This is a genomic window from Gimesia algae (assembly GCF_007746795.1).
Lineage (GTDB): Bacteria > Planctomycetota > Planctomycetia > Planctomycetales > Planctomycetaceae > Gimesia > Gimesia algae.
Window position 1 is genome coordinate 1275258 of the sequence record NZ_CP036343.1, and the last position, 18320, is coordinate 1293577.

The 18320-nt window shown below is 49.8% G+C and carries 8 protein-coding genes; 7 read left to right on the forward strand and 1 reads right to left on the reverse strand.

Annotated elements, in window-relative coordinates:
* Nucleotides 1-213: 213 nt before the first annotated feature.
* From Pan161_RS04785 to Pan161_RS04815, 7 genes are all read left to right on the forward strand, one after another.
* The gene (locus Pan161_RS04785; RefSeq protein ID WP_197995695.1) at nt 214-2493 is read left to right on the forward strand and encodes a serine/threonine protein kinase; all 2280 of its coding nucleotides are present in this window, start codon (nt 214-216) and stop codon (nt 2491-2493) included.
* A gap of 157 nt (nt 2494-2650) precedes the next feature.
* On the forward strand, nt 2651-3631 hold the full coding sequence (locus Pan161_RS04790) for an aspartate carbamoyltransferase catalytic subunit (protein WP_145224526.1): 981 nt from the start codon (nt 2651-2653) through the stop codon (nt 3629-3631).
* Nucleotides 3628-4908, forward strand: a complete 1281-nt coding sequence (locus tag Pan161_RS04795) for a dihydroorotase (protein WP_145224528.1) — start codon at nt 3628-3630, stop codon at nt 4906-4908. The genes Pan161_RS04790 and Pan161_RS04795 overlap by 4 nt, the downstream gene beginning before the upstream one ends.
* Before the next feature lie 275 nt (nt 4909-5183).
* Entirely contained in the window at nt 5184-6005 is an 822-nt protein-coding gene (locus Pan161_RS04800) for a hypothetical protein (protein ID WP_145224530.1), read from the forward strand.
* A gap of 366 nt (nt 6006-6371) precedes the next feature.
* Nucleotides 6372-8861, forward strand: a complete 2490-nt coding sequence (locus Pan161_RS04805) for a vWA domain-containing protein (protein WP_145224532.1) — start codon at nt 6372-6374, stop codon at nt 8859-8861.
* 46 nt (nt 8862-8907) lie between these two features.
* The gene (locus Pan161_RS04810; protein ID WP_145224534.1) at nt 8908-11187 is read left to right on the forward strand and encodes a glutamine amidotransferase; all 2280 of its coding nucleotides are present in this window, start codon (nt 8908-8910) and stop codon (nt 11185-11187) included.
* 162 nt (nt 11188-11349) lie between these two features.
* The gene (locus Pan161_RS04815) at nt 11350-14904 is read left to right on the forward strand and encodes a hypothetical protein (protein ID WP_145224536.1); all 3555 of its coding nucleotides are present in this window, start codon (nt 11350-11352) and stop codon (nt 14902-14904) included.
* 29 nt (nt 14905-14933) lie between these two features.
* Here Pan161_RS04815 and Pan161_RS04820 read toward each other — a convergent pair whose 3' ends face one another.
* Nucleotides 14934-18269 carry a DEAD/DEAH box helicase gene (locus Pan161_RS04820; protein ID WP_145224538.1) on the reverse strand — a complete coding sequence of 1112 codons (3336 nt, stop codon included), beginning with the start codon at nt 18267-18269 and terminating at the stop codon, nt 14934-14936.
* Between the last annotated feature and the right edge of the window lie 51 nt (nt 18270-18320).

Here is an 18320-nt window from a genome sequence, read left to right on the forward strand (position 1 = left end):
AAGACTGACGCATTTATACCCGATCATTTCAGTTTTTGAAATGCCTCTGTGAGACTTTCAATCAGCCTTAAAGCAGCAGATCACTATTGCCAAATATTGTAAATTTTGCCATAACTCATTTTCTATCAGGCTGATCGGACTCAAAACTGACAAACAAATATTGCTCGAGGTTATCTGCCTCGTCGTAACGTTGTGGAAAAGGATTTCGTCACGTTGCTCGAACCACCGTCTCCCGAATTACTGCATCGATTAACAAAGCTTAAGCTTTGTACCACAGCAGATGTAAGACGCTGTCGACGTCGCGTGCGTAAACTGACGCGTGGCATTCCCGCTTTCGACTCTGTCTGGATTGACGCGCTGGTTCAGGCACAGAAAATCACTCCCTTCCAGGCGAGGGTGCTGGAATCGGGTCACCCGGAACATCTGGCTGTCGGACCATATCTTCTGATCTCCGAACTGGGACATTCGCCTCATTCCCAGACCTATATCGCCAGAGTACCTGAAAGCGCGGAACAATGTGCTCTGAAAGTCACGACTCCAAAACCTGAACAGCCCCAGCAGTTACAGAAGCATTTTCAAACTCTCTTGCAGCGGTTACAAGGCCTGCATCATCCCTCTCTGGTATTACCCCGGGTCATTAAGCACCTTCCCCAACAGGTTGTGATTATCAGTCATTACCTGCCATCAGTTCCTGTTTCAGAACTGCTGATTCGCCGAGGACGGTTTCCTGTTCCCGTTGTGCTGGCCATTGGTGCTCAACTGCTGGAGGCACTGGGAATGCTTGAGCAGCGCAAAGTGATACACGGTGACATTCATCCCTGGAATGTCCGCCTGACTGCGAAAGGAAATGCTGCCCTCGTCGATCCGGGCCTCGCATCCATACTCTCTCCCGAACTGACCATTCACGCCGCATTACCCCCACGTTGTTATGATGGCATCGCCCCGGAACTGATCGGAACCGGACGTCATCCCGATACACAAAGTGATCTGTATGCCTTGGGATGTTTACTCTGGGAATTACTGGCCGGAAGACCTCCTTTTACGACTGGTGACCCCCTGGCTAAACTGGCCTGTCATCAGACGAAATCCGTGCCCGATATCCGCAGCTGGGCGCCCGAAACACCTGCAGGACTGGCCGAAGCATTAATTCGTTTTACAGCGGCTGATCACCGGCAGCGTCCGGCGGATATGCAGGCTGCAAAAAAACTCTGGCCCGGAACAACATCACGGAATGTTCTCACCAGATTTCACGATTCCTTTCAGCACCAGACATCCCGGGCAGAGCCAGACCTGAAATCAGAAAAACCAGGGCGATTACCACTGATCGCCGCACTGATTTTTGTACTTTCTGGATTATCGTTCACTCTGCTGGATGAAGGAGCCCGAAACCAACTGCTGGAAATCACTTCCAAAGTCTCTTTCAAGCAGACAGACAATAGTCCCTCAACGATTCCTGACACTCAGCCTGCTCCCTCCGAACCAGAGAGAGCAGTTCACGCTTTGATCCCCCCTCCCGACGAACATGGAGTAATCCGGCTGGAAGCGGATACTGTTTACGAATCGACCAGTATCACCACCGTCGGTCCTCTCACTCTCAAGGGTGACCCAGCTCAGCCTGCTATAATTGAAATAGAAGAAGATTCATTTCGCGTTGTCGCTGAACAACTGACGGTGGAAAATGTGACTTTTATCAATCGAGCCAGTTCACCACAGAAATTAGCACAAACCACTCACGCTCTGTTAAACGTGACAGCCCAAAACGTTAAAATCAACTCCAGTTACTTCGCGCAACTGGACACAAAGACAGAAACCGGTTCGAATCAGATCCGTAGTGCCCTGTATTGGAAACCATTGGATCCACAACAGAGAAATGGGACAAATCTGACATTTCAGAATACGATTTTTGCAGTTCCCAGACATGCGGTATATTTATCTCAAACACCTCAGAATATTTCGCTCGCCAATTGCCTGAACCTCACTTCATCTTCCATGCTCTTTCTGGAACACCCACCGGAAATTGACCAGCAGCTAAACCTCAACCTGCAGCATCTGACCATGCGTGAGACCGGTCCACTTCTGCTATTGAAATGGAGTGACCAGATTCAAATTCCCGGTACCATTCAGATAGAAGCCCGGGACTGTGTGTTTGGTCTGGTCCAGTCTGCTTTAATTCAGTTTCAAGGCTCAAAACCACCCAAAAACTGGCTGTCATCTGTCGGGCTGATTGGGGAAGGTTCTGTTGCTTCTTCCGATATTCTGATCGCCGGCTGGCAGAAGTCACCCGGAGAATCGCTGGAAGAACTGAGTACAGACAATATGATGATCGAAGGCCTCTCCACAGGAAAATTTCGATTCGCGGCTGAATTGAGTCTCCACCCCGCAGATTCACTGGTCACTGAAGCGCAAGTACCGCGCAAATCTGCACAACCACCGGGGATTCAGCCAGAATTGTTTCCCGACTTTCTCGCAAGCCTCAAATCCCTCGAAAAGTAAGTTGCTGTGTGAGAGTTCTCCGCGCGCTCTCCTTGAAGGGAGCAGGGGGGATTGGTAATATCTCTACCAGTCCTGTGATAACATCCTTCGATCGGGGTCTGTACGCATCTGACGTCACCTTGGTTGGAATACGCACCTAATCTAATCTGATGCGACTATGAATATCGACCATGAGTATCGAACTGACATCTCCAGCGGATGGAACCGGAAGCATATCTTAGGACTGCAGGACCTCTCCCGGGATGAACTCAATATCATTCTCAATCAGGCATCAGAATTTAAGCGACTGGCCGCTATTGGAGAAACCAAATTAACACCACTGGCCGGTACTGTCGTTGCTAATCTTTTCTTTGAACCATCTACCCGCACCCGTATCAGCTTTGGTCTGGCAGCCAAACGCCTCAGTGCCGACACGGTCGATTTTTCCGCGTCAGGCAGTAGCCTCTCCAAAGGCGAAAGTTTTGTTGATACCGCCAAAACGATCGAAGCGATGGGGGTTTCTTATGTCGTTGTCAGGCACAAAACACCCGGCGCTCCGCAACTGCTGGCACAACACCTGGATGCCAATATCCTCAATGCCGGCGACGGGACGCACGAACACCCCACCCAGGCACTCCTCGACATTTTTACGATCCGGGAACACTTCGGGAAAATTGAAGGGCTGACAGTCACGCTGGTCGGAGACATCCTGCACAGCCGTGTCGCTCGGTCAAATATATGGGGGCTGAAAAAACTGGGCGCCCACGTGATTGTCTGTGGTCCGACCACATTGATCCCCAGTGAAATCTCAAAACTGGGAGTGGAAGTTTCCAGTAACCTGGACGACGTCCTTCCCCGTACGGACTGTCTGAATCTGTTGCGCATTCAGTTTGAACGTCAACGGGGACACTATTTCCCTTCCATCCGGGAATACGCACACCTCTTTGGAATGAATAAACAACGTATTAACAAAGCCAAAGAGAATGTACTGATCCTCGCTCCGGGTCCCATCAACCGGGGTGTGGAAATTACTCCCGATGTGGCCGATGGTCCGCACTCTATCATTCTAGGCCAGGTCAGTAATGGACTGATTATTCGAATGGCCTGCCTCTACCTGCTTCATCTACAGCGAACTGCCTCCTTGGGAACACCAGGATGAAATCGATTCTCATCAAAAATGGTCGCATTATCGACCCTTCACAAGATCTGGACCAGCCGGGCAACCTGTTAATTGAAAACGGGAAGATTACCGGTCTGTGTGAAGCCACCGTCACTGCTGACGAAATCATCGACGCCACAGGCCTGATCGTCAGTCCGGGATTCATTGACCTTCATGTCTCGCTCTGCGAACCCGGCTTCGAAGAAGACGAAACAATAGAATCGGGAACCGCTGCCGCATTAGCCGGCGGTGTGACTTCTCTGGGATGTCTGCCTAATACCTCACCCGTGGTTGACGATCGCTCTTCCGCTGAGTTTATCCTGCTCCAGGCGGAACGCGCAGCGAACTGTCATGTCTACCCGCTGGGTGCCATCACCAAAAATCAAGAAGGGAAAGAACTGGCGGAAATCGGCCAGCTGGTTGCAGGGAAAGCCGTCGGTTTTACCGATGCTGACCGCCCGATTGATAATGCACAAATCATGCGATGTGCCTTGGAATACACCCGCATGTTTGACCGCCCGATTCTGAATCGCCCTCAAGTCGCAGAACTGACTGACAAGGGACAGATGCATGAAGGCTTCCATTCGACGGTACTCGGACTCAAAGGCATCCCGGCAGCCGCAGAAGAGATTATGGTCAACCGTGACATCGCTCTGGCTGAACTGACTCAGGGGCGAATTCACCTGATGTGCATCTCCACTCAGAACAGTGTCTCCCAGATTCGTCGCGCCAAAGCAACCGGGATCCATGTCACTGCTGATGTCACACCGCTTCATCTGACACTCACCGACCAGATGCTGGAGAACTATGATCCTAACTTCAAGGTCCTGCCTCCACTGCGTACTCAGGAACACATCGACGCATTGATCGTAGGCTTAAAGGATGGCACGATTGATGCGATCTGTTCCGATCATACCCCCCATGCCGCGGAAAAGAAAACCGATGAAATCCTGGGAGCCGACTTCGGAATTATCGGCCTGGAGACGTTGCTGCCAGTCTGTCTGCAGAGCCTGATCACTCCCGGTCACCTTTCCTGGTTGGAATTGATCAGTAAACTTACTGTGGGCCCTGCTCAAATCCTGGGCCTTGAGAAGGGAACCCTGGCAGAGGGAGCAGACGCCGATATCACCCTGATTAATCCGGATATCCGTTATATTCTCGAACCGACGATGCTCAAATCATCCAGTCACAATACCCCGTTTCTCGGGAAAGAACTGCAAGGCAGGGCAGAAGTCGTCATTGTTTCCGGCGAAATCCGATTTCGGGCCGAAAATTAAAAACTTCAGTACACAAAATGATCGAAGTTGACGTTCCCTCCAGTATCATCAACAATATCAGTACATGATTGGTAAGATGTGACAATCGACTTTAGATTGCGCCATATTCTGGACCCCCTCTGTCTGCATCAAGGTTGAATAGCTGGTTCAGGCCTGGCATTCCAGAAAACGGCAATCTATTAGTAGAACAGGAAGAGTCACGGTACCATTCAGACTTCAGAGACCGTTTTCTATAGATATCAGCCATTATTTTAAGATGGGACATGAAATTGATCATGCAGGACACTTTATTCAAGTTTGATCTGGTGCCTTTCAGGGGTAGTGTCCAACTTCTGCTTCTGTCGACAGGATTGACTTTGTTTCATGGTTGTGGCTCAGAAACCTATGAAAAACGCCTGAATGAAACATCGCAATATTTTGCCTACGTAGATACTCGAAATCAGGCGCTCTCGGGGCTATGGTCCTCCCCGACAATCAAAATGAGGGCTCCCCTGGAGTTTCAGCAGATGGAAGCCCCGAATACTCCTGTCGCTGTGGAATCAACCGATGAATCTGAGACTCCGGCACCGGAACCCATGCCAACGATAGACCCCAGACAACCGGACTATGCGGATCTGGTTCTGCCAGGGTTGGAAGGCGCCTGGCGAGTGGAAGTTCCCGTCGATCTCGAAAACGAAAGCGTCGAGCGTCCCGCGTACCTGTATGTACTCAGTAATCATACACTGCTGCAGGAAAAACGGACTGAAGAGGCGCTTAACTTTTTCAACAACGTCAATAATCAGATTGCTAACACGTTTGATCAGTTTTTGAATACGGAAGATTTTAAATCAGAGCAATTCCCTAAAGGGAAAGGGTATACAAATCCCAAATCATTTACTGTGGGTACCTTTATACCAGAGATGCCGATCGACGGTGTTCCGTATCAGTTTCAGATCTATCTGACCGAATCAGGAAATCGACAGGTTGTGATTTTGCTGGTGATCCCGAAAAATATTGCACGTGAATCACAACTCAAAGAACAGATGGACTACAGCCTGGAAACAGTCGATTTCATAAATTCTGCATCAACAGCCCCGACAGAAAGTACAAGCTTCTAATCAGATGTCAGATCGCATCCTATTTTTTAACAGAGTCTCTCATTCTATTAAACACAGTCCAGATGGTATTGGAGACGACACAGTAAATCTGAATAAAGGCTAGTGCTTTGTCAAGCTACAAATTGAGGGGTGGGGGGTGTTGTTTACGTGCTCCGTTGTCGCACTCTCGTGATATCTATCAACCCAAATTTTAAAAATGACACTCCACTAGACTGTGTCCAGTTTTACTGTCGCGTCTCCAGGGCCATTTGGACCGAGTATCATAGATTGTGAGACGCTATGGTTAAATGTGATGCGCTCTAGTGAGCAGGTTCCCAACAGGGCCGTTTGATTCGCCACTCAATCTCTCCAATAGATTTTTAATATATGTCACTTATTCACCCCGGTTTATTACTTGGAATCGTTCTGGCAATAATCCCGGTGATTTTACATTTTCTGCTCCGTTCAAAACCAAAGAAACTGATCTTTCCCGCGCTGGCACTCCTGCAACGCAAAAAAATCCAGAACTCTCGTCGACTCAAACTGCGTCACTTCTGGCTGCTGTTACTCCGGATACTGGTAATTATTGTCATTGTCCTCGCATTGACCAGGCCATCTCTTCCCCCGGCCAATTATGGTTTTTCGGCGTATGAGCTGACCATGCTCATTATCATCGGGCTGATCGCGGTTCTCGTCTACATGGGGCTGATGCGTCACTATCAGAAACAACGCGTTTCTCAGCAGACGCTGAATACACGTCGCACATTTTTAAGAGGCGGAATCGGGGCAGCTGCTTTTCTCCTGGTGACGATCCTGGTTTTGTGGCCTTATCAGAGACGCATCTTTGCAGAGATTTCCGAACCGCTGCCCGCTGTGTCAGAGAACATCCCGGTCACCGCGATCTTCCTGTTTGATACCAGCCTCAGCATGGATTACCGTCAGGACAGTCTCTCTCGCCTGGATCAGGCCAGAACGATTGCTGATGAGCATTTAAGCAACCTGCCTGCTCAGAGCAGGGTCTCTGTCATGCATAGCAGTAGTGAAGATCATTTCCCTTTTCAGTCAGATCTGACAGCAGTCCAGTCTAGAATCAAATCACTTAAAACATCCGCTTTCTCCCTGTTTCTGGATGACCGCCTGCGTGCAGCCATCAATCGACAGGAAGATGATTTCAAACGCAACCAGACTACGCAACAACCCGCTGCCCCCCAGTCAGCAGGCGCAGATCAATTTGTCCGGGAAATTTATATTTACACCGATCTGGCTCGTTCGGCCTGGAGAAGTCAGCCATCTCAATCAATCAGACAACAACTGGAAAGGCTGAAATGGCTGGGAATTTATGTGATCGACGTCGGTGTCACAAATCCGAAAAACATGGGAATTTCCCACATTAACCTTTCGCGAGAAACAATCACGCTGGGCAATTCTGTGACGATTAAAACAGAAATCGTGACCTCTGGAATTACCACAGATAACACCACCCTGGAACTCTATACTCAAAATGAAAAAGGTCAGTTAATCAAACGAGATCAGCGGCAGCTGTCGATCACAGGTTCCTCTGAAACCAATCCAGCTTCCGAGCCTGTAGCAAGATCAAATCAGGAAACACAACTCGAAATGAGTCTGGCCAATGTAAGTCAGAGGATCACGCAAGGCGAACTCCGCCTGACATCTTCAGATCCTTATCTTCCAGATGATGTCCGCTATTTCACGATTCTGGCAGAGCCACCTCCGGAAATATTAATTGTCAGTCCGGCCCCCGCTTCAGCCCAACTCTGGAATGCCGCATTGGCGCCGGAGAAACTCGTCACATTAAAGAAAAACCGCTACCAATGCAAAGTGGTTTCGCTCAATGAACTGGAATCGACACCACTGGAACAATATGCAGCCGTCTATCTGATTAATGTCACCACTCTCCCTCAAACAGCCTGGCGACTGTGCACTGAGTACGCGGAAAATGGTGGCGGAGTCTGTTTCATTTTAGGCAGTGATGGAGACGCTCCGGAATCGATGATCGTCTCCTTCAATTCATTGGCAGCACAAAATTTGCTCCCCCTGGAATTACTGGGATCACTCAAATTTATCCCTCCTGAATACCTGGATCTGGAAAACAATCCCCATTCTCTGTTCGAATATTTTCAGGAACTGGGTGGGACGGGAGAACTTTCTACAATGGAAGTCTCCCGTTACTGGCGCGTCGAACCGACCGAGAAAGGGCAGGTAATCGCGACTTATACCGACTCCAGAAACTCTCCCGCTATCATTGAACGTAATCTGGGACAGGGGAAAGTCGTCGTACTCACGACCGGCGTCGATGCATCTGGCTGGAGCCAGCTCCTGTACGCACGCTGGTCATATCTGGCATTCGCAGATCAGTTAACCCGCTACCTGATCCACACGCGATCGAATCGTGCGAATTATCTTGCTGGTGAAATCGCCCATTATCAATGGCCTGCTTCTGCCCCGACACCCGAAATATTTCTGTTAAGAACACCCGATTTAAAACAACTGTTGATCCAGGTTAAAGCGGGAGCCCAGCAGGTCACGATACCGGAAACCACCGCCGTCGGCCATTATCAGTTGATCAACAATTCCAGTAACAGTACCCGTTCCTCCAGCGGGTTCAGTGTGAATGTCAGCCCTTTTGAAAGTAACTTCACTCCCATTTCTGTAAACGAACTTGATCAGTTTCTGGGTGCCGACCGGTACAGTATCACCCACGACATGGAAGGACTGAAACGCACGATTCGAACCGGAAGGCTCGGCGTGGAAATATTCCCCTTACTGGCAACCCTGCTGCTGCTGCTATTTTGCCTCGAACACTTTACCGCAAACTTTTTCTATGAAATCGATCAGGTAGCCGAAACGACTTCCTGAATCTGCGCCTGAATCCATTCTATTTTATTGATTTTACAGACATATCATGCAACCGATATTTGAACCAATCTGGTCCTGGCCTACGCTGATCCTGCTGATCATCGGGTTGATCACGCTGGTTCTAACGACATATCCGAAACGTGTCCGGCATTTCTCACCGAGAATCCGCCGGCTGCTGATTGGTTTAAGGTTAACGTCTGTATTGCTACTGGTTTTCATGCTGCTGCGTCCCTCCATTGAATTCAGTGATCAAACAAAGCAGCAGTCGTGGCTGTACATCGTCGCAGATGCCAGCCGCAGCATGCAGACAGAAGATGGGCCTGGCAGCACGACACGCCGCAATGAATTATTGAAAACGCTTCAAACCGTCAAATCAGTTCTCGATAATGTTGACGAAAATATCGGTATCCGGCGTTTTGACTTCTCCAGTGAACTGGTTCCCGTTGAGACTTTTTCAGAGGAAGCTGCTGGAGAGCAGACGGCGATCGGCTATGCATTGGAAATGATTTCCAGTCAATTACAGCAGGATCGACTGGTGGGAATCCTATTGCTTTCCGATGGAGCCGAACGGACGCTGCCTCCCTATGATGTCGATGCCAAATCACAGGCAAGCTACTTCGGTGACACGGGCATTCCTATCCATACAATCGGATTTGGCTCATCCAGTCTTGAGGATACAACACTGGACCTGGTCATGGAGAGTCTGGTCATTGATCCGCTGGTATTCGAGAAAAAAAACACCCCTATCAGTGTCAAAGTTCGCAGCCTGGGAGCAGCCAATCGCGATATCACCATACGTCTGCTGGTCGAAGACCGTACTGGAATTAAAAAAGGCGAAGCGGGGAAAATGATTCCAGCACCAGCTTACAGTAATTCCCGGGTTGCGACCCAGATCCACCCGACCCAGAATAATGAACTGAGCACGGTGGAACTCTTCTGGACTCCGACAATTCCCGGCGAATATAAAATCGCTGTAGAAGCTGTTCCCCTGGAAGGCGAAATCAAACAGACCAACAACCGACTGGAAACGATTGTCACTGTCCAGAAAGGGGGGCTGCAGGTCGTTTATTTTGACTCCCTGCGCCCCGAGCAGAAATTCATCCGCTCTATGAACGACCCTAAAATTCAGCTGGATTATATTCCGGTTGGCAATGGTTTTTCCAGTAGCAGGAAACCCGTCAATGCGGATCTCAAAGATCTCTCCCGCTACGATGTATTTATCATAGGAGATGTTCCTGCCGACATTCTCGGATCGACAGTCCTCCGAAAAATTGCAGACCGCGTTGAACAGGGGGCCGGTCTACTGATGACGGGGGGGTACCATAGCTTTGGCCCCGGTGGTTATGCAGACACTCCTCTGGAGAATTTGATCCCTGTCGTCATGCGCGCCAGCGAAAAACAGAACGGAAATGCCATCGCGAAAGATCTACACTATTTGGAAGATCTGAAAATGGTACCGACCTCACTGGGACTGCAACAATATGTGATGCAGTTGGACAGTTCCCGCGAGGGAAATCAGCAAAAATGGAACTCGCTGGCCCCGCTCAAGGGAGCAAATCGTCTCAAGAAAAAATTTGAAACCGTCCAGGTCCTGGCAGAATCTGCTGGAAATGAAGCCATCCCTTTGCTGTTTGCCTCTGATGTGGGAAATGCGCGTGTCATGGCATTCGCCGGCGATACGACTTTCCAATGGTTTCTAACCGGAAATCGCAATGAACACGAGCGGTTCTGGAGACAGATCATTCTCTGGCTGGCCCATAAAGAAAATGATTCCGACCAGAGTGTCTGGGCACGTGTTGAACCCCGCAATGTCCCCCCGGGCAGTCAGGTTCCCATTCAGTTTGGAGCCCGGGATGACAAAGGAAAACCCATTTCAGATGTTCAATTCACGGTGCAGGTCACAGGCCCTTCCGGAAAAACCAGCAAGACGGAACTGCAGGGGGCCGCTGCAACCTCCACTACCACATATTCACAAACTCAGGAACCGGGTGATTACTGGGTCACGGTCCGTGCAGAGAAAAACGGTAACTCACTCGGCTTCGACGCCACAACTCGATTCATCGTAGATCCGCGTGATCTGGAACTGGATAACCCTGCCGCTGACTACTCCCTATTGGAGGCCATCGCGTCACTCTCCGGAGGCAGTTCCTTGCCACCTGAAGAACTGGAAAGCTTTCTGTCGCGCATGAACAGAGAAAATTTATGGAATAACGACCTGACACGGTACCACCGGGTGTCTCTGTGGGATAACTGGTATTTCCTGTTGTGCTTTATCCTGCTGTTGACCGCTGAATGGTTCTTCAGGAAGCATAAAGGCCTGGTTTGACTGCCTTTACAGGCATTGTTCAATCATCGAACAGAAAATCAGGGAAAATCGTTTCTCACTAAATTTTCAGGAACATTCATACCATCACCGACGTCGATCACTCTATAATAGGTATGAGTGAATTCTTTTCTATTTCAAATCTGATTCAGGCACAGGCTTTCCATGTCAACGGCATCTAATCCGAAGCAGACGACCGAACAGCGATCAGGCCAGTATGCCAAGTTTGATGAATATGTGGATTATCAGGTCTCGAAAACCGGATCCAATATCAAAGCAAACGATCTACTGACAACGGCAGTGGGGATTACCGCCATCTTTCTTGGCTACCTGCTGGTATTTGTCCTGTTTGATCACTGGATCATTAAAGGAGGGTTTGGTCATACCGCACGTCTGCTGATGCTGGCGGGAGTATTTCTCGCCTGCCTGGGCTGGGCAGTCTGGAAGCTGATTTTACCCTATTTCAAAAAAGTTACGCACCTCTATTCGGCGCAAGCCCTGGAGCAGACGTCTGCTGAGATGGAAGGTTCTCTGCTCAACCTGATTGATCTCAAAAACTCCAATCGCACTGTGAATCCGGAAATCATCAACTCCCTGGAAAAACGCGCTGCACTGACTCTTTCTCAAACCGATACCGAGCAGGCCGTCGATCGTCGTCCGCTCATGCGGCTCTCTTATATATTATTGTTTGTTGTGGCGTTGTTGTGCTTCTATGCACTCTTCTCACCAAAGGAAATCTGGCCATCAATTTCAGCGGCCATTTCATTTTCCCCGCAACGAGAATTTGCGACTCAGACCCAGATCAACTCCGTGACACCAGGTAATACAGAAGTCCTGTCAGGAAGTCAGCTGGAAGTGATTGTTGACCTGCGCGGAGAAGTACCGGAAACGGTAACTCTCTTTTACTCATCCAGCGACGAAGGTCGTGTGGACGAACCAGTCAAACTTCGAGCCATGGATGAGACTCTGAAACGGTACCAGGGCATGATTGTCGGGATTAACGGACGGGGTATTCGCCAGGAATTAACCTACCATGTTCAAGCAGGAGACGCGATTTCAGAAGAGTTTCGAGTCAAAGTCATCCAGCCACCTTCTGCGACCGTACACTCGATCCGTTATGAGTACCCAAAATATATGGAACTGGCAGCGGTCGAGCAGCCGGGCGGAGCCATTGATGCCTGGGAAGGGACAAAAATCACCGTCGATGCCACGACGAATATGCCGATTGCTTCTTTTGAAGTTCTCTTTTCTGACGACGAAGACTCCAATTCCTTACTGGAAGAATTCAGAACCGAAAAAAAGATCAGTAAAAATTCAATTACAGCCTCCTGGAAACTGAAACTGCGTGCCGATGGAACATTCCCCAAGTTCTATCAGATCAAATGCCGCAATGAAGCAGGGCAGACCACGCTGTCGCCCACCGTCTATCCGTTGATGATCCGGCCGGACCAGCCCCCTGAAATCAGCTTGCTGACACCAAAACAGGATCTGACGATGCCTGCCAACGGTATCGTCCCCATTTCGGTAATCGCAGAAGACCCGGACTTCAAGATCCGTTATGTGAATCTGAGAGTCGATAAACAACAGGTCCGCATTCTGGATAAAACTCTCTTCGAAGGTTCCGAACAGAGCGTCGGACTGAATCACGATTTCGAACTGGGACCACTGCGACTGACTCCTGGTGAGACGATTTATTTCTGGGTCGAAGCCCGTGATAACAAGCACCCTTCGGGAAATCGCCAGAATACACCAAAGATCAAGATTGAAATCACAGAGCCTGTCTCTGAGGAAGAAGCTCAGAAACAGTTGGAGGAACAAAAACAGAAAACCGCTCCTCAAAATCCAAACCCCGACTCCGATCAGAAAAACAAATCAGAGCCGATGGAGAACAAGTCTGACAAAACCGACCAGAAATCGTCTGATCAGCCAGATCCAGACAAAAAAGAAGAGGGACAGCCCGGGAAGGAAACCAAACCCGGTGACGAAAATCAGCAGGAAAAAAACGATCAAAAGACAGGCAATAAGAAATCCCAACAATCCGAATCGACCGATCCTCAGCAATCAGAAGAACCAGGCGCTGGCCAGAAGCCAAAGAAATCGGGCGAGAAACAGGAACTGGATAGCAATGGCGCTGACGATCAGGAAGCGATGAAACGCATTCTGGAACAACTGAAAAAAGAAGGCCAGAAACCAGAACCCGGTTCAGAACCGAAACAAAAACCTGACTCTGAAAAACAAGAACCTGGAAAATCGGAAAACGATCCTCAGATGCAGGACCAGAAATCATCCGGCTCCTCAAGTGAAAAGAACAATCCCTCATCTGATACAGGTAAAGGATCTGAAGGTACTCCTCAGGATTCACCTGAAAAGAACTCCAACCCGCAGTCTTCGGATCAGGCAGACAAACCAGACAATGATCCCAGTGGTAAACAGAAACCGTCGCAGACTGGTCCCGTCCCCGAAGGCAAAAAAGAACCAGCTGCCCCCTCAGATGATGCGATGAAAAGCAAATCAAATGGAGATCCAAAGGGCAAAGCGACCCCGAACAACGATCCCGATGCCGATCCCCGGAAAACCGATAAAAATGTAGAACGCGACCCGAACCAGAAACCTGCTACTCGTCCTGGCCAAAATGATTCTTCGCAAAAGCCCAAATCGAATCATCCTGATTCGAAGTCAGAAAATACGGACAATGCTTCGAAAACAGATCCAAAACAGGGAATGAGGAAACCGGAAAAATCAGACCAGAATCAGTCCCCTTCCGGCAAACAGCAACCTTCATCTAATCCTGATTCGAAACAGAAGCCAGATCAGCCTGATGGTTCCAATGAACCTCCTCAAGACAAAGGTCGCCCCACAGATCAGAAATCAAAACAACCACAGAATGGTGAAAAAGGCAACAGCTCTCAAAATGACCAGGGACAGAAGGGAAGCCAGCAACCGGGGAAAGGTGATTCATCCGGACAGAAAGGCAATCAGGAACAGAATTCAAAGAACCAACCTGCTGACTCAAAGCAGTCTAAGAATAAGCCAGACTCGAATAGCAAATCCAATGAAAAATCTTCGGGGCAGAACAAATCGGGCCAGAACAAATCAGGAGAGAGTAAATCTGGTAAAAAAAGCGGCAATCAACCGGGCGGAAATAAAAGCGGTTCACCGGGGAAAGGACAATCCAAGTCAAAAGGAGGGCAAAGTGCTGGTTCCAGTTCCGGTCAACGTGCGGGAGACCCACAGGGCAGTGGCTCGACCAAGGGAGGCCAGTCTGCAGCAGCGGATGACCAGGATTCCGGCAACGCTTCCCCACCTGGACTGCCTGAGGCGGAAGACGCTAATCTGGAATACGGAAAAGAAGCGGCCAACCTGGTCCTGAAGCGAATCAAAGATGAGCTGAAACGTAAAGAGGTTAATCAGGAATTGCTCAAAGAACTGGGCTGGACCAAAGAAGAGATGCAGCAGTTTTCTGAGCGATTACAGAAACAGCTGCAGACTCCCGAGCAGGAATTACAGTCGCCTGCATCACTGGCCCGTAAACGTCAGTTTGAAGAAATGTTAAAATCCCTCAAACCCGCGAATCGGGCAGCACAGCGCGAACGAACCAGTACCAGAAAACAGAACACAGACAGTATTGGCCCCCGTCGCCTGCCAGTCCCCGAAGAATACCGGGAAGCATACGAAGCCTTTACGCGTGGGTTAGCTGAGAAGAAAACCTCAGATAAGTAAATCACAACCGACTGTAAACTGTTTCTCACTTATGACAGCAGCAATTCCAGATCGTCGCTGGAAAGGTTCTTGAGGACACTCTGGTTTTCTTCCAGGATCGCATCCGCCAGTTCCCGCTTCTGCTGCTGCAACTCGGTAATCTTCTCTTCGACCGTATTGCGGCAGATCAGCTTGTAGGCAAACACGCGTTTGGTCTGGCCGACCCGATGTGCCCGGTCGATCGCCTGTGTTTCCACAGCCGGGTTCCACCACGGATCCAGAATGAACACATAGTCGGCAGCTGTCAGGTTCAACCCCAAACCTCCCGCTTTCAAACTGATCAGAAAAACGCCACAGTCTTTGTCAGACTGGAACCGTTCCACACGTTCCTTACGGTCCCGCGTCTGTCCATCCAGATATTCATAGACAATATTCTTCTGATCCAGGTGTTCCTGCACAATCGACAGCATACTGGTAAACTGCGAGAAGACGAGTGCTTTATGACCTTCATCAATCAGCTCTTCCAGATGCGGTATCAGAACATCCATTTTCGCTGAGGCATCCAGAGCCCGGCCACGATCCAGCAGGGCAGGGTGACAGGCAGCCTGTCGCAGACGAAGCAGCGCCTCAAGCACATGAATTTTCGTCTTACCCATTCCTTTGGTTTCCACCATTCCCAGAATGGAGTCCCGGTAGTGTTGTCGCAGCTCGTCATACAGGTTGGTCTGTTCTTTACCCATATCGCAGTACAGGGTCTGCTCGACTTTTTCAGGCAGCTCGTTGGCAACCTGTTCTTTCGTCCTTCTCAAAATGAAGGGGCGTAATGCGTTGCCCAGCAGAACACGGGCATTTTTATCCTCGATATCATTGGTATAGGCCTTGAAGACAGAGCTGCGTCCCAGCATCCCCGGATTCAGGAACTCAAAGATCGACCAGAGATCTCCCAGATGATTTTCAACAGGAGTACCACTGAGTGCAAGACGATGGCGGGCCTGTACCAGGCGCGAAGCTTTAGCAACCTGCGAACCGGAGTTTTTGATCATCTGGGCTTCATCCAGCACAGCGTAATCAAATTGAATGTCTTTGATCTGCGTAATATCACGCCGCATCGTACCGTAAGTCGTCAGTACCAGATCATAATCGGTTATCTGCTCAATCAGCTTACTGCGATCACCGCCAGCATACTCGACCACTTTTAGCTCAGGCGTGAACTTGGCAGCTTCCTGTATCCAGTTAAACATGAGCGATTTCGGTACGACAGCCAGCGAAGGAAGATGCTCGTCCCGAGCTCTTTTCCGTCGTAAAAGCAGCGCCAGGAGTTGAACAGTTTTTCCCAAACCCATGTCATCAGCCAGGCAGCCACCAAAATGGAAGTCCTGCAGGAACTGCAACCAGCCCAGGCCTTCCAGCTGATATTTACGCAAGTCTCCTTTAAATCCATCGGGCTCTTTATCGATTGAGATTCCTGAGAAGGAGTGAATCTTTTCGCGGATTTCATCGAACTTGGCGTCGGTCTCTACATATTCCTGAGAATTGAGCAGAGCATCGAGCAGCGCTACCTGGTTGGGTGCAAACCGCAGATGATCTTCATCAGTGACTGCAATCCCAGCCAGAATTCCGTATTGTTCAATCCATTCTTCCGGCAGGATTCCCAGAGACCCATCATCGAGTCGAATCGAAGAATCACCACGTGCCAACGCAGACAGCAACTCGGGGAACCGCACCGTCTGACCTTCAAAGTCGATGTCCGCATGCAGTTCAAACCAGTCAATACCTGATTCCACTTTAAACATCATGTTGGCAGGCTGATGAACCTGTTTGCCATCGGCGCGAACCGCCCAACCTTCTTTGATCAGTTCACGAACCGCTCCTCCCAGATCGCGTGCAGAGATCTCAACATCCCGCCCTTGAATCCGCCGGTCAAGCAGTCTGCGAAAACCGCTGTCTTGCAGCAGGGTCCAGGCTTTGGATTCCATCTCACGATTTCTGAGAATACAGCGTTTTTCTCCCCGGTCCACGATCGCCCATTGAGTGCTCGAGCCGGATACCAGATGATCCAGATAGTTGAAGTGAATTTCACCATACAGGCGATCCTGCTGCCAGCGTTTTTTCTGCGGCGAATGAATCAGCAGTTCCGGCTGGGGATCACAGGTTACCTCTTCCAGATGCAGTTCTTCAGGAAGTTCCAGGCGTGGAAGTACCGGCATATCCAGTAGACGATCAACCAGTTCCTGCTGCTCGCCATCTTCCACTTCAATCGTTTCATTCAGTTGAATCATTTTGATCCAGGGAAAGGCATCATAGTCTTCCAGGGGTGTTATTTTATCATTCGTCAGCACCAGCCCCCCCGCGACGATGAGTCGCGCAGAGGAGATCTGCAGAATCTCATCGTCCCGTTTCAGATGACCGTGCAGCTTCCAGTTGGATTTTTTCCGGTCTCGCTCTACTCCCATGCAGAATTCCCAGGTTTGCTCGCCATTCCATTTCAGGGAATCAACATCGTCGGGCTGACGGTCCAGATAGCGTACATGACCCGTACCACACATCAATGGCAGGATCAGTTCACACAGTTCATACGGAATGCGATAACGAAACGCAGCGACCTGAGTTTCCGTCTGTTGCGCCCGCCAGTTGGTCCGTTCAGGCGTCCCGCCGGACAGGTAAGCCAGAATTCGTCGATCGTCTTCGTGTTCGACTTCCTGGAGCTGACCCGCCTTCAGCTTGAGAGGTTTTAACTTGCCCCATTGCCCATTCGCACGTCGCTGACGTTGAGATGTCTGAACCACCAGTTGCCCGGATTCCAGACTTTCCTCAATGTCGATTTCATAAAAGATCTCTCGTTCCTGTTGTGTGGTTTTCGAGAGAACGGGAGTCAAAGCAAACTCATTTTTAAGCTCGACCAGTCGCGCTTCCCAGTCACGCAAACGCGGTTTTGATGAAACAGCGGTCGACTGACTGCTGCTACCTGAACCCGATTTCGTTTTCCGGGAACGTCCGCCACCCATTTCAAATTCATCGGGCATCGAAAATTCGAAATCATCCGCATCCTCATCAAAGGAGAGAGGGGCACTTTCGATGATAAACGGCGGAATGTAGCCGGGTTTGACCGCACCAGCGAGATAACCCGCTTCATCCACGGCCAAGATAGCGGCCCACAGATGCTTGCAGACATTGAACTTCTGAAACTGATCACAAGTGCAATAAGTTTTCAGGTTTCCATCATCGCGCGACAGTTGCGTCTGGTACTCGACACCATCCCGGACCACAGCAAAAATATGATCGGCGGTAATCCGGGTCAGTTCGACCCGTTCCGCTTCAATATACGCTGCACCACGGAATCGGATATCGGCACGAAATTGATTTTCCAACAATTCTGCCAACGTCATGGACGGCCTCCTGCCTGATCCCAAAACGCGTTTCGCATTATTGAGACACTT